At 71.6% G+C, this 19,721-nt stretch carries 19 protein-coding genes; 10 read left to right on the top strand and 9 right to left on the bottom strand.

The genetic code is table 11. The features are described 5' to 3' along the window. Positions 1-15 precede the first annotated feature (15 nt). From sigM to trxA, 4 genes are all read left to right on the top strand, one after another. A complete protein-coding gene (sigM, locus tag BOQ63_RS23460) occupies positions 16-774 on the top strand; it encodes an RNA polymerase sigma factor SigM (RefSeq protein ID WP_030278261.1) in 759 nt (252 codons plus the stop codon). Beyond that, positions 771-1,772, top strand: coding sequence for an RsmA family anti-sigma factor (locus BOQ63_RS23455; RefSeq protein WP_191093585.1), 1,002 nt, complete (start codon positions 771-773; stop codon positions 1,770-1,772). Before sigM ends, BOQ63_RS23455 begins: the two co-directional genes overlap by 4 nt. A gap of 194 nt (positions 1,773-1,966) precedes the next feature. Continuing rightward, on the top strand, positions 1,967-2,932 hold the full coding sequence (gene trxB / locus BOQ63_RS23450; RefSeq protein ID WP_030278259.1) for a thioredoxin-disulfide reductase: 966 nt from the start codon (positions 1,967-1,969) through the stop codon (positions 2,930-2,932). Between the two features lie 134 nt (positions 2,933-3,066). Further along, positions 3,067-3,393 (top strand): thioredoxin, encoded by a 327-nt coding sequence (gene trxA, locus BOQ63_RS23445; protein ID WP_030278258.1) that lies wholly within the window; start codon positions 3,067-3,069, stop codon positions 3,391-3,393. Positions 3,394-3,467: 74 nt separating this feature from the next. Here trxA and BOQ63_RS23440 read toward each other — a convergent pair whose 3' ends face one another. From BOQ63_RS23440 to rpmH, 9 genes are all read right to left on the bottom strand, one after another. Next, positions 3,468-4,085: a GNAT family N-acetyltransferase gene (locus tag BOQ63_RS23440; protein WP_030278257.1), complete on the bottom strand. Its 618-nt coding sequence runs from the start codon at positions 4,083-4,085 to the stop codon at positions 3,468-3,470. Between the two features lie 130 nt (positions 4,086-4,215). Continuing rightward, complete coding sequence (locus BOQ63_RS23435; protein WP_030278256.1) at positions 4,216-5,286, bottom strand: ParB/RepB/Spo0J family partition protein; 1,071 nt, start codon at positions 5,284-5,286, stop codon at positions 4,216-4,218. Then, positions 5,283-6,233, bottom strand: coding sequence for a ParA family protein (locus tag BOQ63_RS23430; protein WP_051746530.1), 951 nt, complete (start codon positions 6,231-6,233; stop codon positions 5,283-5,285). The genes BOQ63_RS23435 and BOQ63_RS23430 overlap by 4 nt, the downstream gene beginning before the upstream one ends. 279 nt (positions 6,234-6,512) lie before the next feature. Continuing rightward, positions 6,513-7,361, bottom strand: coding sequence for a 16S rRNA (guanine(527)-N(7))-methyltransferase RsmG (gene rsmG / locus BOQ63_RS23425; protein ID WP_030278254.1), 849 nt, complete (start codon positions 7,359-7,361; stop codon positions 6,513-6,515). A 159-nt stretch (positions 7,362-7,520) separates the two neighbouring features. Continuing rightward, complete coding sequence (locus tag BOQ63_RS23420) at positions 7,521-8,051, bottom strand: Jag family protein (RefSeq protein ID WP_030278253.1); 531 nt, start codon at positions 8,049-8,051, stop codon at positions 7,521-7,523. Positions 8,052-8,134: 83 nt separating this feature from the next. Further along, on the bottom strand, positions 8,135-9,289 hold the full coding sequence (gene yidC / locus BOQ63_RS23415; RefSeq protein WP_030278252.1) for a membrane protein insertase YidC: 1,155 nt from the start codon (positions 9,287-9,289) through the stop codon (positions 8,135-8,137). Next, positions 9,286-9,657, bottom strand: coding sequence for a membrane protein insertion efficiency factor YidD (yidD, locus tag BOQ63_RS23410; protein WP_046387248.1), 372 nt, complete (start codon positions 9,655-9,657; stop codon positions 9,286-9,288). The genes yidC and yidD overlap by 4 nt, the downstream gene beginning before the upstream one ends. Then, complete coding sequence (gene rnpA, locus BOQ63_RS23405) at positions 9,654-10,082, bottom strand: ribonuclease P protein component (protein WP_030278250.1); 429 nt, start codon at positions 10,080-10,082, stop codon at positions 9,654-9,656. The genes yidD and rnpA overlap by 4 nt, the downstream gene beginning before the upstream one ends. Positions 10,083-10,100: 18 nt before the next feature. Then, the gene (gene rpmH / locus BOQ63_RS23400; RefSeq protein WP_030059672.1) at positions 10,101-10,238 is read right to left on the bottom strand and encodes a 50S ribosomal protein L34; all 138 of its coding nucleotides are present in this window, start codon (positions 10,236-10,238) and stop codon (positions 10,101-10,103) included. 352 nt (positions 10,239-10,590) lie between these two features. On the opposite strand from rpmH, the gene dnaA reads away from it, so the two are divergent. The 6 genes from dnaA to gyrB all read left to right on the top strand — a co-directional run bounded on the left by dnaA (position 10,591) and on the right by gyrB (position 19,690). Continuing rightward, positions 10,591-12,384 (top strand): chromosomal replication initiator protein DnaA, encoded by a 1,794-nt coding sequence (gene dnaA, locus BOQ63_RS23395; RefSeq protein ID WP_030278249.1) that lies wholly within the window; start codon positions 10,591-10,593, stop codon positions 12,382-12,384. Between the two features lie 963 nt (positions 12,385-13,347). Next, positions 13,348-14,478 carry a DNA polymerase III subunit beta gene (gene dnaN, locus BOQ63_RS23390; protein WP_030278248.1) on the top strand — a complete coding sequence of 377 codons (1,131 nt, stop codon included), beginning with the start codon at positions 13,348-13,350 and terminating at the stop codon, positions 14,476-14,478. Positions 14,479-14,667: 189 nt separating this feature from the next. Then, positions 14,668-15,543, top strand: a complete 876-nt coding sequence (gene gnd / locus BOQ63_RS23385) for a phosphogluconate dehydrogenase (NAD(+)-dependent, decarboxylating) (protein WP_030278247.1) — start codon at positions 14,668-14,670, stop codon at positions 15,541-15,543. Between the two features lie 40 nt (positions 15,544-15,583). Further along, a complete protein-coding gene (gene recF / locus BOQ63_RS23380; protein ID WP_030278246.1) occupies positions 15,584-16,717 on the top strand; it encodes a DNA replication/repair protein RecF in 1,134 nt (377 codons plus the stop codon). A gap of 146 nt (positions 16,718-16,863) precedes the next feature. Further along, on the top strand, positions 16,864-17,403 hold the full coding sequence (locus BOQ63_RS23375) for a DciA family protein (RefSeq protein WP_030278245.1): 540 nt from the start codon (positions 16,864-16,866) through the stop codon (positions 17,401-17,403). Positions 17,404-17,695: 292 nt separating this feature from the next. Beyond that, positions 17,696-19,690, top strand: a complete 1,995-nt coding sequence (gene gyrB, locus BOQ63_RS23370) for a DNA topoisomerase (ATP-hydrolyzing) subunit B (protein WP_206267850.1) — start codon at positions 17,696-17,698, stop codon at positions 19,688-19,690. Positions 19,691-19,721: the final 31 nt, after the last annotated feature.

Below are 19,721 nucleotides of genomic sequence, written 5' to 3'. Positions count from 1 at the left end.
GCAAGGGGTCGAGGGGTGACAGTGGCGGACGACGACGCGGCGTTGCTCGCCCGGCACGTCGCCGGCGATCCGCAGGCCTTCGGGCAACTGGTGAACCGTCACCGCGACCGGCTCTGGGCGGTCGCCCTGCGCACCCTGGGGGACCGCGAGGAGGCCGCGGACGCCCTCCAGGACGCCCTGGTCTCCGCCTTCCGGGCCGCCCCCGGCTTCCAGGGCCGCTCGGCGGTCACCACCTGGCTGCACCGGATCGTGGTCAACGCCTGCCTGGACCGCGCCCGGCGCAGCGCCACCCGGCGCACCACCCCGCTGGACGACGACCCGCAGCGGCTGGACAGCCTGGTCGGCACGGCCGAACCGGCCGACTCCCCGGTGGTCCGGGCCGAGGTGCACCGGGAGCTGACCGCGGCCCTCGCCGAGCTGCCCGTCGAGCAGCGGGCCGCGCTGGTCCTGGTCGACATGCAGGGCTATCCCGTCGCCGAGGCCGCCGAACTGCTGGGCGTCCCGGTGGGCACGGTGAAGAGCCGCTGCGCCCGGGGCCGGGCCCGGCTGCTCCCGCTGGTCCGGCACCTGCGCGAGACGGACGGCGCGCGGCAGGATGTTTCACGTGAAACGCCGGGTCGCGGGGCGCCGGGCCGCGGGGCGTCCGGCTCACCCGGTACGGCCCCGCCGCCGCGCCACGACGCCCAGGGGAACCCGACCGGCCCCCGCACCGTCACAGGGACAGGCCCGAGCACCGGCCGCACGATGCTGGAAGGAGATGCGAGCACGCGATGACCGCCCCCCTCTCCTCCCCCGAGCCCGCCGACGCCCACCCCTCCGTCGAGGAGCTGGCCGACCTCGCCGAGGGTCTGGTCGAGCCCGCCGAGGCCGCCCGGACGCTGCACCGGCACCTGAACGGCTGCGCCGAGTGCCGGGAGACCGCCGACGCCCTGGCCGAGGTGCAGGCCCTGCTCGGCGCCGTCGAGCCCGAGCCGGTGCCCGCCGACGTCGCCGCCCGGCTGGACGCCGCCCTCGCCGAAGCCGCTCTCACCGAAACCGCTCGCACCGAAGCGACCGGGGGCGCGGACCGCCCGCAGGAGAGCCCCCGGAGGTCCCCCGCCGACGCCCGCCGGACGGACGCCCCTGCCACGCCCGTACGGGCCGTTCCGGCACCCTCCGCGCCCCCGTCCCGCCCCGGTTCCTCCTCCGGCCCTTCCTCCTCCGGCCCCGGCCGTCCCCGGCTCCGCCGCCGGCGCTTCGCCGTGCTGCTCGGCGCCGCCGCCGCGCTGGCCGCCTTCGGCCTCGGCGGAGCCCTGCTGCTGGACCACTCCGAGGGCTCCGGGACCTCGGCCGCTTCGGCCGCTTCGGCCGCCTCGGCCGGCCTCCCCGAGGACCAGAGTGCCCGCACCCCGCACCTGGCGGGCCCCGGAACCGCCTACCGGGAGGACCAACTGGCCGCGCAGGTCCAGCAGTTGCTCGCCCGTTCCGGCGCCGAGCCCGGACTGCGCGCCACCGGACCGGCCAGGTCCGGTGCCGCCCCCGCCGAGGGCGCCCGGCCCGAGTTGTCCGGCCCGGACTCGCCCGCCGCCCCCGCCTCCCCGGCCGCCTCCCCGGCCGCCTGCCAGGCCCCCGCGCCGGGCACCCCGCTGGCCACCGACCGGGGCAGCTACCAGGGCTCCCCGGTCGAGGTGCTGGTCTACCCGGCCCCCGGCCGAGCCGGCTACGTGGACGTCTACCTGCGCTCCCCCGAGTGCGGCCCGGTCGTCCTGCACCGGACCGTCCCCGGCCACTGAGCGACCGTTCCCAGCCACCGGCCGGCCGTTCCCATGCGATCGACGACCAGGACGCCACGCCGCTTCCGGAGTTCGGGCACCTGGTACTGATCCGCCTGGGAATGCGAGAGACTGGTCAGTCGTTGTCCCGGGCGGCGGAGCATGACCGCCCTCCCCGCAGCAAACGCGGGTCGCGATGCGAACCAGGAGAAGCAGTGAGCGACGTCCGTAACGTGATCATCATCGGTTCCGGCCCGGCCGGGTACACGGCTGCGCTCTACACGGCCCGTGCCTCCCTCAAGCCGCTGGTCTTCGAGGGGGCCGTCACCGCCGGTGGTGCGCTGATGAACACCACCGAGGTCGAGAACTTCCCGGGTTTCCGGGACGGCATCATGGGCCCTGAGCTGATGGACAACATGCGGGCGCAGGCCGAGCGCTTCGGCGCCGAGCTGATCCCGGACGACATCGTCGCGGTCGACCTCACCGGTGACATCAAGACCGTCACCGACTCCGAGGGCAACGTGCACAAGGCCCGCGCCGTGATCGTCACCACCGGCTCCCAGCACCGCAAGCTGGGCCTGCCGAACGAGGACAAGCTCTCCGGTCGCGGCGTCTCCTGGTGCGCGACCTGCGACGGCTTCTTCTTCCGCGACCAGGACATCGCGGTGGTCGGCGGCGGCGACACGGCCCTGGAGGAGGCGACCTTCCTCTCCCGCTTCGCCAAGAGCGTCACGATCATCCACCGCCGGGACAGCCTGCGCGCCTCCAAGGCGATGCAGGAGCGCGCCTTCGCCGACCCGAAGATCCGCTTCGAGTGGGACAGCGCGGTCGAGGCCATCCACGGCGACCCGAAGCTGACCGGCGTCACCCTCCGCGACACCACCACCGGTGAGACCCGCGAGCTCGCGGTCACCGGCCTGTTCATCGCGATCGGCCACGACCCGCGCACCGACCTGTTCAAGGGCCAGCTGGAGCTCGACGCCGAGGGCTACCTGAAGGTCGACGCCCCCTCCACCCGGACCAACGTCGAGGGCGTCTTCGGCGCCGGCGACGTCGTGGACCACACCTACCGCCAGGCCATCACCGCCTCCGGCACCGGCTGCTCCGCCGCGCTGGACGCCGAGCGCTACCTGGCCGCGCTGGACGACGCGGAGAACAAGGCCGCCGCCGTCGCGGTCTGACCCCCTCGCCCCGAGCGAACCCCGCGGGGGTGTTCCACGTGAAACACCCCCGCCCCCGGCCAGGCAGAAACAGAACGGGCCCGTCCGTTGTTCACCTGGCAGCAGCCCCCTCCGTCCTAACCCGAGGAGTTCCCGTGGCCGGCGCCACCACCACCGTCACCGACGCGACGTTCAAGTCCGACGTCCTGGAGAGCGACAAGCCCGTACTGGTCGACTTCTGGGCCACCTGGTGCGGCCCGTGCCGCCAGGTCGCCCCGATCCTGGAGGAGATCGCGGCCGAGCAGGGCGACAAGCTGACCGTTGCCAAGCTCGACGTGGACGCCAACCAGGTGACCGCCGCCGAGTACAACGTCATCTCGATCCCGACCCTGATCCTCTACAAGGGCGGCCAGCCGGTGAAGCAGATCACCGGTGCCCGTCCGAAGGCCGCGCTGCTGCGCGAGCTGGACGGCCTGATCTAGGTCTTCCGGCCACCGGTCGAACGGCGGCGGGGCTCTCCGGTCGGGGAGTCCCGCCGCTGCTTTTGCGGCACCGCTCAGAACGGCCGCAGCGCCGGTTCCTTCCGCCCGCCGCCGAGCAGCCGCTCCAGGGCCCCCTCCACGTCGCCGCGCCAGGACAGGGTGGTTCGGGCCTCCAGCCGCAGCCGCGGGTAGCGCGGGTGCGGCCGTACGGTCTTGAAGCCGACCGCGAGCAGGTGGTCGGCCGGCAGCACGCAGCTGGTCGACACCCGGCCCGCCGAGCCGAAGGCCTCGATCGCCCGCACCCCGCGCCCCAGCAGGTCCTTGGCGACGGTCTGCACCAGCACCCGGCCCAGCCCCTGCCGCTGGTATCCCGGCAGCACCCGGCTGACCATCAGCTGAACGGCGTCCGGCGAGACCGGGCTGGTCGGGAAGGACTGGGAGCGGGGCACGTAGGCGGGCGGCGCGTAGAGCACGAAACCGGCAGGCTGGTCGTCCACGTAGACGATCCGGCCGCAGGAACCCCACTCCAGCAGCACCGCGGAGATCCACCCCTCCTTCTCCAGCTCCGGCTTCCCCGACTCCACCGCCTCCTTGGCGCTGACCGGGTCCAGCTCCCAGAACACGCAGGAGCGGCAGCCCGTCGGCAGGTCCGCGAGGTTGTCCAGCGTCAGCGGAGCGATCCGGCGTCCCATGGCCCGTACCTCCTCCTCCCTTTCACGGTCGAGCATTCCCCCACGAACGCCGATGGGTGCATGTTTCACGTGAAACAGCGCTCACGTGGCACATGCACCCATCGGGTCGTCGCCCCCGGTCCGGACGGGCTCAGCCCTGCGACAGCCGCAGACCGTCCTCGCCCGGGGCCATGCTGTCCAGGATCCGGTTGAGGTCCTCCACCGAACCGAACTCCAGCACCACCTTGCCCTTGCCCAGCTTGCCGCCGCGCTGTGACACCTCGACCTTGACCCGGGTGTCGAAGCGGTCCGACAGCCGGCTCGCCAGGTCGTTGAAGGCCGGGGAGATGATCTTGCCCGCCTTCGGCGTCTGGCGCTTCGCCTCCCGCGGCTCCTCGGAGCGCATCAGGACGACGAGCTCCTCCACGCTGCGCACCGTGAGGCCCTCGGCGATGATCCGCGCGGCCAGCTTCTCCTGGGCCTCGGGGTCCGTCAGGGGGAGCAGCGCCCGCGCGTGCCCGGCCGTCAGCGTGCCGGCCGCCAGCCGCCGCTGGACGGACGCCGGGAGCTTCATCAGCCGCAGGGTGTTGGAGACGTGCGCGCGCGAGCGGCCGATCCGGTCGGCCAGCTCCTCGTGGGTGCAGGAGAAGTCCCGCAGCAGCTGGTCGTAGGCGGCCGCCTCCTCCAGCGGGTTCAGCTCGGCCCGGTGGAGGTTCTCCAGGAGGGCGTCCAGGAGGAGCTTGTCGTCCTCGGTGGCCCGGACGATCGCCGGGATCCGCTCCAGGCCCGCCTCACGGGATGCCCGCCAGCGGCGCTCGCCCATGATCAGCTCGTAGCGCCCCGCCTCGATCTGGCGCACCACGATCGGCTGGAGCAGGCCCACCTCCTTGATGGAGGCGACCAGCTCGGCGAGCTTGTCCTCGTCGAACACCTCGCGCGGCTGACGCGGATTGGGGGTGATCGCGTCCAGGGGCAGCTCGGCGAAGGAGGCACCGGGGACCGGCGCCGGCTGCTCCGGCCGCCGTCCGACGGCCGCCCGGGCCGCCACCGTGGCGCGACCGCCCGGCAGCACCGGCACCGAGGCCGGCGACGTCGTGCCGGTCGTCACCACCGGGGTCGGCGCGGGCGTGGCCGTGACCGGCTGCGCCGCCCCGCCGTCCGCCGGCGCGGCCGGGCCGATCAGCGCCCCCAGCCCTCGTCCCAGACCCCTGCGACCACTCACTGATGACCCTCCGTCGTACCGTGCTGTGCCACCGGGGCGCCGTGCCCCGTACTGCTGCCGCCCCGCTGCTGACCCACCAACGAGCCGCCGCCCGGGCCGACCGCGCGCTGCGCGAGCTCGCGGGCGGCCTCCAGGTACGAGAGCGCCCCGGTCGAGCCCGGGTCGTAGGTCAGCACCGTCTGCCCGTAGCTGGGCGCCTCCGAGATGCGGACCGAGCGCGGGATCGCCGTGCTCAGCACCTCGTTCCGGAAGTGGGTCCGGACCTCCTCGGCGACCTGGGCGGCCAGCCTCGTCCGGGCGTCGTACATGGTGAGCAGGATGGTCGAGACGTGCAGCGAGGGGTTGAGGTGCGCGCGCACCAGCTCGACGTTGCGCAGCAGCTGGCCGAGGCCCTCCAGCGCGTAGTACTCGCACTGGATCGGGATCAGCACCTCCCGACCGGCCACCAGGGCGTTGACCGTCAGCAGGCCCAGCGAGGGCGGACAGTCGATCAGGATGTAGTCCAGCGGCTGCTCGTAGGCGGCGATGGCGCGCTGCAGCCGGCTCTCCCGGGCCACCAGCGAGACCAGCTCGATCTCGGCGCCGGCCAGGTCGATGGTGGCCGGCACGCAGAAGAGCCCCTCGACGTCCACGACCGGCTGGACGACGTCGGCCATGGGCTTGCCCTCGACCAGGACGTCGTAGATGGACGGCACCTCGGCGTGGTGGTCGATGCCGAGGGCGGTGGAGGCGTTGCCCTGGGGGTCGAGGTCGACCACCAGGACGCGCAGCCCGTGCATGGCCAGCGAGGCGGCCATGTTCACGGTGGTGGTGGTCTTGCCCACCCCGCCCTTCTGGTTGGCGACCACGATCACCCGGGTGGCCGCGGGCCGGGGCAGCCCCTCCCCCGCTCGGCCGATCGCCTGAACCGCAGCCTGGGCAGCCCGTGCGATGGGCGTGTCATCGATCTGGTCGACGGTCTCCGAGTCCTGCATGGGGCTCAGTGTTTCACGTGAAACCGGAGCGGCAACAGTCGCCGCCCGGCCGCGGGCAAGGATTCCGGAGAGCAAGGAGCGACGTTTCACGCGAAACACCATGCCCGCTATGTCGGAAATCTGACGTTGCGACACTCCGATGTCCGGTTGTCGGCCCGCCCGTCACCCGAACGACGACGGGCGGACGGTTCCCCCCTCAGGAGGACCGTCCGCCCGTCGTCAGGGCCGTCCGGCGTCAGGGCCGTCCGGCGGTCAGCGGCTGCGGCGTCGACCGCCCCGGCCGGCGGTGGTGCCGTTCTTGGCGCCGGCGTTGCGACCGGCCCGGGCCACCTTGGCGCGCCGGGTCGCGGCCTTCACGCCGCCGGGGCTCTCCCCCGCCTTGACCTGGACCACCCGGGTCGAGGTCTCCAGGGTGCCCTCGCCGACCGAGATCACGCTCCACTCGACGGCGCCCAGCTTGGCCAGCCCGGCGCGCGAGTCGGCCAGCTCCTGTTCGGCACTGTCGCCCTTGAGCGCCAGCATCTGCCCGTGCGGGCGCAGCAGCGGCATGCCCCAGCCGGCCAACCGGTCCAGCGGCGCCACCGCCCGGGCGGTCACCACGTCCACCGCGAGCTTGCCGACCATCTCCTCGGCGCGGCCGCGCAGCACCGTGACGTTCTCCAGTGCCAGCTCCCGGACGACCTCCTCCAGGAAGGTGGTCCGGCGCAGCAGCGGCTCCAGCAGGGTCACCGAGACGTCCGGACGGGCCAGGGCCACCGGGATACCGGGCAGACCGGCACCAGAGCCCACGTCGCACACGGTGGAGCCGGAGGGCAGCAGCTCGGCCAGCACCGCGCAGTTGAGCACGTGCCGGTCCCACAGCCGGGGCACCTCGCGGGGCCCGATCAGCCCACGCCGGACACCGGCGGTCGCCAGCAGCTCGGTGTAGCGGACAGCGGCGTCGAAGCGGTCGCCGAACACCTCCCGGGCGGCGGCCGGCGCCTCGGCCAGCACGTCCAGCTCGGGCGCCTCGGACGTCTCGGCCGCCTCGGCGGTCCGCCCCTCGGCGTCAGGGTTCACGTCCGCCCCCGGACGGCCGGTGGCCGCGCTCTCCGTGTCCATCTCGACCTCTCCGATCTCCGGATCCACCGACCCGCTCAACGCACTGTTTCACGTGAAACATCCCAGAAGGAACAACGACCCCGCCCGCACGAGGCGGACGGGGTCGCGTCCGGTAAATCTCACCGGTCGCCGTGGCGACCGGTCATCGATCCGCCGGCCTCAGGCCGGCAGCACGACCACGCACCGCTGGGGCTCTTCGCCCTCCGACTCGCTGCGCAGACCGGCGGCCGCGACCGCGTCGTGGACGACCTTGCGCTCGAACGGCGTCATCGGCCGCAGCTTGACCTGCTCGCCGGTGCTCCTGACCTGCTCGGCGGCCTCGGCGCCCAGCGCGGCCAGCTCCTCGCGCTTGCGGGCCCGGAAGCCGGCAATGTCCAGCATGAGGCGGCTGCGCTCGCCGGTCTCCCGGTGGACAGCCAACCGGGTCAGCTCCTGCAGGGCCTCCAGCACCTCGCCGTCCTGGCCGACCAGTCGCTGCAGCGCGCGGTCGTTGCCGTCGCTGACGATGGACACCAGGGCGCGGTCGCCCTCGACGTCCATGTCGATGTCACCGTCGAGGTCCGCGATGTCGAGCAGACCCTCCAGGTAGTCGGCCGCGATGTCGCCCTCCTGCTCCAGGCGGGCGACGAGGCTCTCGTCGGCGCCGGCAGCGGCCTCGGTCTCGACGGCGGAGGTGGTGCCTTCCGTCACTGATGGACTCCTTCGGAGATGGGCCCGGCTGGCGGGCGGGGAACGAAGCTCTTCGCAGCTGCCACAACGAGGCCAGGGGCCGGTCAGGACTTCTTCTTCGGCCGCTGGCCGCCGCGCTTGGGCTGCTGCCGGGTGCCCTGCTTGGTGCCGGCGGGCTTGCCCGCGGTCTGCTTGGCGGCCGCCGGCTTGGTGCCGGGGTCGGCCGCGACGGCCTCCTCGGCAGGCTGCTCGACCGGGGTGTCCCCGCCCGGCTCGGCCGCCTGGGTGGCACCGCCGTGCTGGCGCTGGGCCTTGGTCTGGCGACGGGGCTGCTGGCGGCTCGCCCGGACCGACTCCTCGATCACGGCGGAGGCGGAGGCCGCCTCGGCGATGGCCGCCTTGGACGGGGGCAGCATGCCCCAGAGCGCGCCCTTGATCTCCGTGCCGTCCGCGCGCAGGCGCCCGGCCTTCTTCAGGCGCTCCTGGCGCTCCTGGAAGGCCTTGCTGCCCGGGGTCGGGTTGTTGTGGATGACGACCAGCTGCTGGCCCATCGACCAGACGTTGGTGGTCAGCCAGTAGACCAGGACACCGACCGGGAAGTTGATGCCCATCACGGCGAACATGACCGGGAAGACGTACATCAGCATCTTCTGCTGCTGCATGAACGGCGTCTTGACCGTGAGGTCGACGTTCTTGGTCATCAGCTGGCGCTGGGTGACGAACTGCGACAGCGACATCATCACGATCATCACCGCGGTGACGATCTTGACACTGGTCTCGGGGCTGCCGAGGAAGGTCGCGGAGAGCGGGGCACCGAAGATGTGCGCCTTGCCGGCGCTCACCAGCAGGGAGCCGTGGATCACGCCGATGTCCTGGCCCTTGGCGACCTTGGACAGCACGCCGTAGAGGGCGGTGAAGAACGGCGCCTGGACGATGATGGGCAGGCAGCTGGAGAACGGGTTGGTCCCCGCCTCCTTGTACAGCTTCATCATCTCTTCGGACTGGCGCTGCCGGTCGTTCTTGTAGCGCTCCTGGATGGCCTTCATCTTCGGCTGGATCGCCTGCATGGCCCGGGTCGCCTTGATCTGCTTCACGAAGAGCGGGATCAGGCAGATCCGGATGACGACCACCATCGAGGCGATGGCCAGACCCCAGGCCCAGCCGCCGTCCGGGTTGAAGACGTGGCTGTACAGCGAGTGGAACTGGACGATGATCCAGGACACCGCCGTGTAGAGGGGGTTAAGAAAACCGAAGGTCACCGGTCAGACTCCTTGGACAGGTGGATTGGCCGCTCCGGGCCAATGGTCGCCGGGCCCTCGGGGTCCGGACCGGCGGGGGTGGGGGTCACCGGCTCCTCGGCGGCGGACCGGCTGCTCAGCCAGTCTCGCAGCCGGCGGTGCCACACCGGGTGCTTGCGGGGCGGAACGTGGTCCACCCCACCGGGCGACCAGGGGTTGCAGCGCAGGATGCGCCAGACGGTCAGCCCGCCGCCCTTGACCGCTCCGTGCACCTTCACGGCCTCGTAGCCGTAGTGCGAGCAGGAGGGGTAGTAACGGCAGACCGGACCGAGCAGTGGGCTGATGGTCCACTGGTAGACCCTGATCAGACCCATCAGCAGGTACTTCATCGCCCTGCTCCCGTCGGCGCCGTCGCGGCGGGCTCGGCCCTCAGCAACCGCTTGAGCGCCGCGTCCAGGTCCCGTTCGAGGTCCTGGTACGAGGCGGTCGCGGCCTGGGGCAGCGCACGCACCACTATCAGGCTACCGGCGGGCAGCCTGGACAGACGATCACGGAGGAGATGGCGCAACCGGCGCTTGACCAGATTGCGAACGACCGCCGGGCCAACGGCCTTGCTCACGACGAAACCCGCACGCGCCGAAGGAGTCCCCTCGGCGACGTGCGGGCGGGAGTCGCTGGTCCGGTCGGTCTGCCCCTGCGGGTCACCGTCTCTGCTGAGATGGACGACCAGAAGGGGCCGGCCGGCCCGGCGACCGCGTTTCACCGCGGTCGCGAAGTCCTGGCGCCGCCGCAGCCGATTCTCGGAGGGCAGCACAACAGACTCTGGCGTGGATCAGGCGGACAGGCTGGCGCGGCCCTTGCCACGGCGGGCAGCCAGGATGGCGCGGCCGGCGCGGGTACGCATACGCAGCCGGAAGCCGTGGGTCTTCGCGCGACGACGGTTGTTCGGCTGGAAGGTGCGCTTGCTCACTCGGGGGCTCCTGAGGTGAATCGTAGGATGACGGGGGGTCGCTTGGCCGTCACCGTGCGTCCGCGTGATCTCCCCTGATTCGGAAATCCGGCCCATCGCCCCAGTTCGGCTGGGGTCTGAGGCAATCCACGGCGCCCGTGCTGCGCGCCTTATGGAGCGGGTGGACCCGCGGACATGCGGCAGCGGCCATCGACAACTCGACCTGGTTACGGTACGCGGGACGGGGCTCGAGGGTCAAACCAGCCGCCCGGAGGTGGTTTACCCACAGCCTGTGGACAACGACTTGATCCGTCCCTGTTCGCTGACTACCGTTGCAGAACTTGTCTGGTTTGTTCTTGGAAAGCGTGCACCAGTGGCTGATGTCAACAGCGACCTCGTCCCGGTCTGGGCGAGGGTCGTCGAGCGGCTGGTCAGCGACCCCGACGTCGGGGAGATGGACAAACAGTGGGTGCAGCGCACCCAGCCGATGTGGATGATGCACGACACCGCCCTGCTGGCGACCCCCAACGAGCGGGCCAAGCAGGTGCTGGAGGGTCGGCTGCTGCCCCAGCTGACCGATGCGCTCAGCCGCGAGCTCAGCCGGCCGGTCCGGATCGCCGTGATGGTCGACGCCAACGCCGTGCCGACCGCGCCCGTCGCCCAGCCCCCCGCCGAGCCGTACCCTGGCCCGGCCGAGGAGGACCAGGGCTACGGCGACCAGGGCTACCAGCAGCAGCCGTACGAACAGGACTACGAGCGCCCCCGCTACGACACCGGCGGCTACGAGCACCGCCCCGCGCCCTACGGCGGCCAGCCGGCCCAGCCGTGGTCCGGCTACCAGGAGCCCCAGGCGCCCTACCACGAGCCCGAGGAGCCCGAGCGCCGCCCGGCGCCGCGCCCCCTGCCCAGCCCGCCCTCCACCACCCAGGGCGACCTCTTCGGCGGCGCGTACGGCCCCGGCCCCGGCGAGCAGCCGCGTACCGGCGCGGGCCGCCGCGGCCACGGCTCCCGGCCCGCCGGCGGCCGCCCGGCCGAGAAGGCCGCCCCCGAGCGGTCCACCGAGCGCCCCGCCGTCCCCGGGGTGCCCGCCCCGCCCGGCGCTCCCCCGGCCGGCGGCTCGCGCAAGGACGAGCCGGCCGCCCGGCTGAACCCCAAGTACCTGTTCGACACCTTCGTCATCGGCGCCAGCAACCGCTTCGCGCACGCGGCGGCGGTGGCGGTCGCCGAGGCCCCGGCCAAGGCGTACAACCCGCTCTTCATCTACGGCGAGTCCGGGCTGGGCAAGACCCACCTGCTGCACGCCATCGGGCACTACTCGCGCAGCCTCTTCCCGGGCACCCGGGTGCGCTACGTGTCCTCGGAGGAGTTCACCAACGAGTTCATCAACTCGATCCGGGACGGCAAGGCGGACACCTTCCGCCGCCGCTACCGGGACATGGACATCCTGCTCGTGGACGACGTCCAGTTCCTGGCGAGCAAGGAGTCCACCCAGGAGGAGTTCTTCCACACCTTCAACACCCTCCACAACGCGAACAAGCAGATCGTCCTCTCGTCGGACCGGCCGCCCAAGCTGCTGACCACGCTGGAGGACCGGCTGCGCAACCGCTTCGAGTGGGGCCTGATCACCGACGTCACCCCGCCGGAGCTGGAGACCCGGATCGCGATCCTGCGCAAGAAGGCGATCCAGGAACAACTGAACGCTCCCGCCGACGTGTTGGAGTTCATCGCGTCCCGGATCACCCGCAACATCCGGGAGTTGGAGGGCGCGCTCATCCGGGTCACCGCCTTCGCCAACCTCAACCGGGCGCCGGTGGACCTGGAGTTGGCCGGGATCGTCCTCAAGGACCTGATCCCGGGCGGGGACGAGGACGCCGGCCCGGAGATCACCGCGCAGGTCATCATGCAGCAGACCGCCGCGTACTTCGGCCTTGGCGTGGACGACCTCTGCGGCTCCTCGCGCAGCCGGGTGCTGGTGACCGCCCGCCAGATCGCCATGTACCTGTGCCGGGAGCTCACCGACCTGTCGCTGCCGAAGATCGGCGCGCAGTTCGGCGGCCGCGACCACACCACGGTGATGCACGCGGACCGCAAGATCCGCTCGCTGATGGCCGAGCGGCGGTCCATCTACAACCAGGTCACCGAGCTCACCAACCGCATCAAGAGCTAGGGCGCACCGCGGAGTCGGGCCCGTCGGGCCCCGCCTTCCCCGCTGGCCGGAAAAGGGCGTCAGGAGCGATCCTGACGCCCTTTTCGCGTGTCCACAGGTGTGCGCCGGACGCCGGCCGGGCAGGGATCCGGGCGACGGACGGGCCACCAGTCCCCGGCGCGCGCCGAACAACTGACCGGTGATTCGAAAACCGCGGGCGCGCAGGGCGGTTGTCCACAGGGCGGGCCCCTTCTGCACGGTCCACAGGCTGGGGAGTCCGGAGTTATCCAGAATTCGTCCACAGGCCCGTCGCCGCTACGCTCTTCCGCGCAGGTCAGGTGCCTGTGGACTTGTGCACAACGGTTATCCACAGGGTGTGGACAATTGACGGGTCACCAGTGGGCCGTTCGGGTTATCCACCGGTTGTCCCCAGGCGCGGAGCGGTTATCCCCAGGTTGTCCACAGCGGGGTCCACAGTTCGACAACCGTGAGCTACCGTTCATACCCTGGTGTGAAAGGCGTCACGAAAAGTTGACCGGCGCCCGTGGATAACCGGGCCCGGATCTGGGGACAGCCCTGGGGATAACCTGTGGATACCCAGCGTGCCCTGTGGGTAACGCTCGGCTGTCCACAGCGCGGGCTGCCCGTCCACAGCCGCCGTCCACACCCACTGTGGACAAAATTCGGGTGCTGACCTGCGGAAACGGGGTTATCCACGGTTTCCACAGGCCCTACTACTACCGCTACACAGATAGACCGTGAACCTGCTTTCAAAGTGGGTGGCCCCGAAATCTGTGGACAACCGCTCCCGGGCATCCGTTCGGTTCGCTTCCGCCCGTCTGCCCCGTCTGTCGGTGGAGTACGTCAGACTGTCCTTGGCGACTGGAAGCGGAGTGGCAGAGCTCGGCGGACAGGCGGACCGACGATCAAGATCAGACGAACCAGAGTGCGAGCGGGAGCGCTCGAACCAGGAGGCGGTTACCGGTGAAGTTCCGTGTGGAGCGTGACGTCCTCGCGGAGGCGGTGGCCTGGGCTGCCCGCAGCCTCCCGGCACGGCCGCCGGTGCCGGTGCTGGCCGGCCTGCTGCTGACCGCGCAGGAGGGCAGCCTGGCGCTGTCCGGCTTCGACTACGAGGTCTCGGCCCGGGTCGAGCTGGAGGCGGACGTCGAGGAGGCCGGCACCGTCCTGGTCTCCGGTCGACTGCTCAACGACATCTCGCGCAACCTCCCCAACAGGCCTGTGGAGATCTCCACCGACGGCCAGCGGGTCAGCGTGGTCTGCGGCAGCTCCCGCTTCACCCTGCCGACCCTGCCCGTGGACGAGTACCCGGCGCTGCCCCAGATGCCGACCGCCACCGGCACCGTCTCCGGTGACGTCTTCGCCTCGGCCGTCAGCCAGGCCGCGGTCGCCGCCGGCCGGGACGACACCCTGCCGGTGCTCACCGGCGTCCGGGTCGAGATCGAGGGCGACCGGATCACCCTGGCCGCCACCGACCGCTACCGCTTCGCCGTCCGCGACCTGCTGTGGAAGCCCGAGCAGTCGGACATCTCCGCGGTCGCCCTGGTGCCCGCCAAGACCCTGCAGGACATCGCGAAGTCCCTGGGCAGCGGCGACACCGTCTCCATCGCGCTCTCCTCGGGCGGCGCGGGCGAGGGCCTGATCGGCTTCGAGGGCGCCGGCCGCCGCACCACCACCCGGCTGCTGGAGGGCGAGTTCCCCAAGTTCCGCAGCCTCTTCCCGACCGAGTTCAGCGCGGTCGCCGCGATCCAGACCCAGCCCTTCCTGGAGGCGCTCAAGCGCGTATCGCTGGTCGCTGAGCGCAACACCCCGGTCCGACTCAACTTCGAGCAGGGCGTGCTGACCCTGGAGGCCGGTTCGGGCGACGACGCCCAGGCCACCGAGCGGATCGAGGCCGACCTGGAGGGCGACGACATCTCGATCGCCTTCAACCCGGGCTACCTGGAGGAGGGCCTCAAGGCCATCGACTCCCCGTTCGCCCAGCTGAGCTTCACCACCCCGACCAAGCCCGCGCTGCTCAGCGGCAAGGTCTCGGTGGACTCCGAGGAGGACAAGGCCTACCAGTACCTGATCATGCCGGTCCGCCTCTCTGGCTGATCCCTCCGCCAGGGCCGAGCGCCGAACCGGTCGGTCACCCACAGGCTGTGCACACCCGCTGTGCACAGCCTGTGGACGTCTCCCCCGGTCGGCCCGACCGCGCGGAGCCCGTAGCGGTCGGAAGCGTAGGCTCGGGGAGTGCGGCAACGGCGCCGCCGCCAGGCACGTCCCCACAGTAAGGATTTGGTCATGGAGCTCGGCCTCATCGGTCTCGGCAAGATGGGCGGCAACATGCGCGAGCGGATCCGCCGCGCCGGCCACACCGTCATCGGATACGACCGCAACCCGGAGATCTCCGACGTCGAGAGCCTGCAGGAGCTCGTCACCAAGCTCCAGGGCCCGCGCGTGGTCTGGGTGATGGTCCCGGCCGGTGCCGCGACCCAGGCGACCGTCGACGAGCTCGCCGAGCTGCTCTCCCCCGGCGACGTGGTGGTCGACGGCGGCAACTCCCGCTGGACCGACGACATCAAGCACGCCGAGGCGCTGGCGGCCAAGGGCATCGGCTTCGTCGACTGCGGCGTCTCGGGCGGCGTCTGGGGCCTGGAGAACGGCTACGCGCTGATGTACGGCGGCGACGCCGAGCACGTCGCCCGGGTCCAGCCGGTCTTCGACGCGCTCAAGCCCGAGGGCGACTTCGGCTCGGTGCACGCGGGCGCGGTGGGCGCCGGCCACTTCGCCAAGATGGTCCACAACGGCATCGAGTACGCGATGATGCAGGCCTTCGCCGAGGGCTGGGAGCTGCTGGAGGCCGCCCCCGAGGTCACCGACGTGCGCGAGGTCTTCCGCAGCTGGCAGGAGGGCACCGTCATCCGCTCCTGGCTGCTGGACCTGGCCGTCCGCGCCCTGGACGAGGACGAGCACCTGGCCAAGCTGCGCGGCTGGGCCGCCGACTCCGGCGAGGGCCGCTGGACCGTCGAGGCCGCGATCGACCACGCCGTGCCGCTGCCGGCGATCACCGCCTCGCTGTTCGCCCGCTTCGCCTCCCGCCAGGACGACTCGCCGCAGATGAAGATGATCGCCGCGCTGCGCAACCAGTTCGGCGGCCACGCGGTCGAGTCCAAGTAACCGAAGAGTTCTCCACAGAAGGCGAGCGCAGTCCACAGCCATGCACGTCGCGCACCTGTCGCTCGCCGACTTCCGGTCGTACGCCCGGGCCGAGGTTCCCCTCGACCCGGGCGTGACGGCCTTCGTCGGGCCCAACGGCCAGGGCAAGACCAACCTGGTCGAGGCGATCGGCTACGTCGCCACCCTGGGCAGCCACCGGGTCGCCACCGACGCCCCGCTGATCCGGCTGGGCGCCGAACGCGCGGTGATCCGCACCTCGGTGGTGGACCGCGGCCGCTCCACCCTGGTCGAGCTGGAGCTCACCCCGGGCAAGGCCAACCGGGCCCGGATCAACCGCTCCGACAACGTCCGCCCGCGCGACGTACTGGGCCTGCTGCGCACCGTGCTGTTCGCCCCCGAGGACCTCAGCCTGGTCAAGGGCGATCCGGGCGAGCGCCGGCGCTTCCTGGACGAGCTGCTGACCGCCCGCGCGCCCCGGCTGGCCGGGGTCCGGCAGGACTACGAGCGCGTGCTCAAGCAGCGCAACGCCCTGCTGAAGACCGCCGCGATGGCCCGCCGGGCCGGCGGCGGCAAGGGCGCCGACCTGTCCACCCTGGAGGTCTGGGACGGCCATCTGGCCCGCGCCGGAGCCGAGTTGACGGCCTTCCGGATCCAGCTGGTGGCCGCGCTGCAGCCGCTGGTGACGGCCGCGTACGGCCAACTGGCCCCGGGCGGCGGCGAGACCGCGCTGGAGTACCGCAGCTCCTTCGAGGGCGAGCTGCCGACCAGCCGCGAGCAGGCCGAGGAGCAGCTGCTGCAGGCGCTGCAGGCGGTCCGCAAGCAGGAGGTCGAGCGCGGGATCACCCTGGTCGGCCCGCACCGCGACGAGCTGGTGCTCAAGCTCGGCCCGTTGCCCGCCAAGGGCTACGCCAGCCACGGCGAGTCCTGGTCGTTCGCGCTCGCGCTGCGGCTGGCCTCGTACGAGCTGCTGCGTGCGGACGGCGGCGAGCCGGTGCTGATCCTGGACGACGTGTTCGCCGAGCTGGACGCCGCCCGACGGGACCGGCTGGCCGAGCTGGTGGCCGACGGCGAGCAGGTGCTGGTGACCGCGGCGGTGGCCGAGGACGTGCCGAAGGCGCTGGCGGGCGCCCGGTTCGCGGTCTCCGACGGCGCCGTCCGCCGGATCGACGCCTGATCCCCGCCCGCCGACCCGCACTCGCACCGCATCCCTACCCGTACCGCAGCGCGGCACCCGCCGACGCCCGACGCCCCGGCGTTCGTGCGCTCCCGTAGGCTGGACGGCTCATCGGGTTGTCCACAGGCTGGGGAAAGGAGATCGCCGTGAGCGAGTCGGCGGAGACCTCCCCCGGCCCCGGCGCCGAGGGGCCCACCGGGGCCGACCTCGCCCGGTCCGCCCTGCGGGCCGCCCGCGCCCAGGCCCGCCAGCGCGGTGAGCAGGTCCAGCAGAAGCGCGAGGCGAAGCGGCACGGCCTGCGCAGCGGTGCCCGTTCGGACGGCCGGGACCCGGTCCCGCTGGGCGCGGCGCTGAACCGGCTGCTGACCGAACGCGGCTGGGAGTCCTCCGCCGCGGTCGGCGGGGTGATGGGCCGCTGGCCGCAGATCGTCGGCCCGGACATCTCCGCACACTGCCACCCTTCCTCCTACGACGAGGCGGCCGCGGTGCTCACCGTGCAGTGCGACTCCACCGCATGGGCCACCCAACTTCGGTGGCTGGCACGGCAGTTGGTGGCCCGCCTGAACCACGAGCTGGGCCACGGCACGGTCCGGACCATCAAGGTGCTCGGCCCGGCCGCGCCGGTCCGCGGCTACGGCCGGCTGCGCGCCCCGGGGAGCAAGGGCCCCGGCGACACCTGGGGCTGAGCCCCGCCGGCGCCCCTCGACCCCGGCCGGGATCGGACCACGATCTTCCGGAACCCCTGACGGCCCTTCCAGGCGCCTCCGGCCCCCGGGGCGAGTATCGGGACACGTGCAGAGGGGATTCAGGGCGGCGTATCTGCCTTCAAGGGCTGCCAAACGCCCATCTCTGTCAGTCGTACCGGTAGACTGAAAGCCAAACACTGTTGCTAGTGGCAACCGAGTCGAAACGCCGTGGTCGCACGCTCGCCCGCACGGGGTGGGATTGCGGCCCGCGCTGTGCCAGAGAGGGCGCTTCGTGGCCGATTCCGGCAACCCCAGCCAGACCCCAGACCAGACCACCGACCAGTCTTCCTACACCGGTAGCAACATCCAGGTGCTGGAAGGCCTCGACGCCGTCCGCAAGCGCCCCGGCATGTACATCGGTTCCACCGGTGAGCGCGGCCTGCACCACCTGGTGCAGGAGGTCGTGGACAACTCCGTCGACGAGGCGATGGCCGGGTACGCCGACACCATCGACGTCACGATCATGGCCGACGGCGCGATCCGCGTCGTCGACAACGGCCGCGGCATCCCGGTGGACATCGTCCCCGGCCAGGACAAGCCCGCCGTCGAGGTCGTGCTCACCGTCCTGCATGCGGGCGGCAAGTTCGGCGGTGGCGGCTACGCCGTCTCCGGCGGTCTGCACGGCGTCGGCGTCTCGGTCGTGAACGCGCTGTCCACCCGGCTCTCGGTGGAGATCCACAAGGACGGCAACGTCTGGACCCAGGACTACAAGATGGGCGCGCCGACCGCCGCCCTGGTCAAGGGCGCGGAGACCGACCGCACCGGCACCACGGTCACCTTCTGGGCCGACCCCGACATCTTCGAGACCACCGTCTACTCCTTCGAGACGCTCTCCCGGCGCTTCCAGGAGATGGCCTTCCTCAACAAGGGCCTGTCGATCTCGCTGACCGACGAGCGCCCCGAGCACGTGGACGAGGAGGGCAAGCCGCTCTCCGTCACGTACAAGTACGACGGCGGCATCGCCGACTTCGTCGCCCACCTCAACTCCCGCAAGGGCGAGGTCATCCACCCCTCGGTGATCGACTTCGAGGCGGAGGACAAGGACAAGGCGATCTCGGTGGAGGTCGCGATGCAGTGGAACTCCTCCTACACCGAGGGGGTCTACAGCTTCGCCAACACCATCCACACCCACGGCGGCGGTACCCACGAGGAGGGCTTCCGCGCCGCGCTGACCGGCCTGGTCAACCGCTACGCGCGGGACAAGAAGCTGCTCCGCGAGAAGGACGACAACCTCTCCGGCGAGGACATCCGCGAGGGCCTGACCGCGATCATCTCGGTCAAGCTCGGCGAGCCGCAGTTCGAGGGCCAGACCAAGGACAAGCTCGGCAACACCGAGGCGAAGACCTTCGTCCAGAAGGTCGTCCACGAGCAGCTCAACGACTGGCTGGACCGCAACCCCAACGAGGCCGCGGACATCATCCGCAAGTCCATCCAGGCCGCCACCGCGCGCGTCGCCGCCCGCAAGGCCCGCGACCTCACCCGTCGCAAGGGCCTGCTGGAGTCCGCCTCGCTGCCGGGCAAGCTCTCGGACTGCCAGTCCAAGGACCCGTCCGAGTGCGAGATCTTCATCGTCGAGGGTGACTCCGCCGGCGGCTCGGCCAAGCAGGGCCGCGACCCGCGCACCCAGGCCATCCTGCCGATCCGCGGCAAGATCCTGAACGTCGAGAAGGCCCGGATCGACAAGGTGCTGCAGAACACCGAGGTCCAGGCGCTGATCTCGGCCTTCGGCTGCGGCATCCAGGAGGACTACGACGACTCCAAGCTGCGGTACCACAAGATCGTCCTGATGGCCGACGCCGACGTCGACGGTCAGCACATCCGCACCCTGCTGCTGACCCTGCTGTTCCGCTTCATGCGGCCGCTGGTCGAGTCCGGGTACGTCTACCTCGCCATGCCGCCGCTGTACAAGATCAAGTGGGGCAAGGACGACTTCGAGTACGCCTACTCCGACCGCGAGCGCGACGCGCTGATCGCCGCAGGCGTGGAGGCCGGGCGCCGGCTGCCCAAGGACGACGCGATCCAGCGCTTCAAGGGTCTCGGCGAGATGAACGCCGAGGAGCTCCGCGTCACCACCATGGACGCCGAGCACCGGCTGCTGCTCCAGGTCACCCTGGAGGACGCCGCCCGCGCCGACGAGCTGTTCTCCGTGCTGATGGGCGAGGACGTCGAGGCCCGCCGCTCCTTCATCCAGCGCAACGCCAAGGACGTCCGCTTCCTGGACGTGTGACGCCTGCACCCCAGGCCCCGCACGTACCAGT

The sequence above is a fragment of the Streptomyces viridifaciens genome, assembly GCF_001888885.2.
GTDB classification, from domain to species: Bacteria; Actinomycetota; Actinomycetes; order Streptomycetales; family Streptomycetaceae; genus Kitasatospora; species Kitasatospora aureofaciens.
This window is presented reverse-complemented; position numbering and strand designations above follow the sequence as displayed.

Coding starts and splice junctions, on each gene's coding strand:
- BOQ63_RS23455 (WP_191093585.1), top strand. CDS start 771: ATGACCGCCCCCCTCTCCTCCCCCGAGCCCGCCGACGCCCACCCCTCC.
- BOQ63_RS23440 (WP_030278257.1), bottom strand. CDS start 4,085: ATGGGACGCCGGATCGCTCCGCTGACGCTGGACAACCTCGCGGACCTG.
- rsmG (WP_030278254.1), bottom strand. CDS start 7,361: ATGGACACGGAGAGCGCGGCCACCGGCCGTCCGGGGGCGGACGTGAAC.
- yidD (WP_046387248.1), bottom strand. CDS start 9,657: ATGAAGTACCTGCTGATGGGTCTGATCAGGGTCTACCAGTGGACCATC.
- gnd (WP_030278247.1), top strand. CDS start 14,668: ATGGAGCTCGGCCTCATCGGTCTCGGCAAGATGGGCGGCAACATGCGC.
- recF (WP_030278246.1), top strand. CDS start 15,584: ATGCACGTCGCGCACCTGTCGCTCGCCGACTTCCGGTCGTACGCCCGG.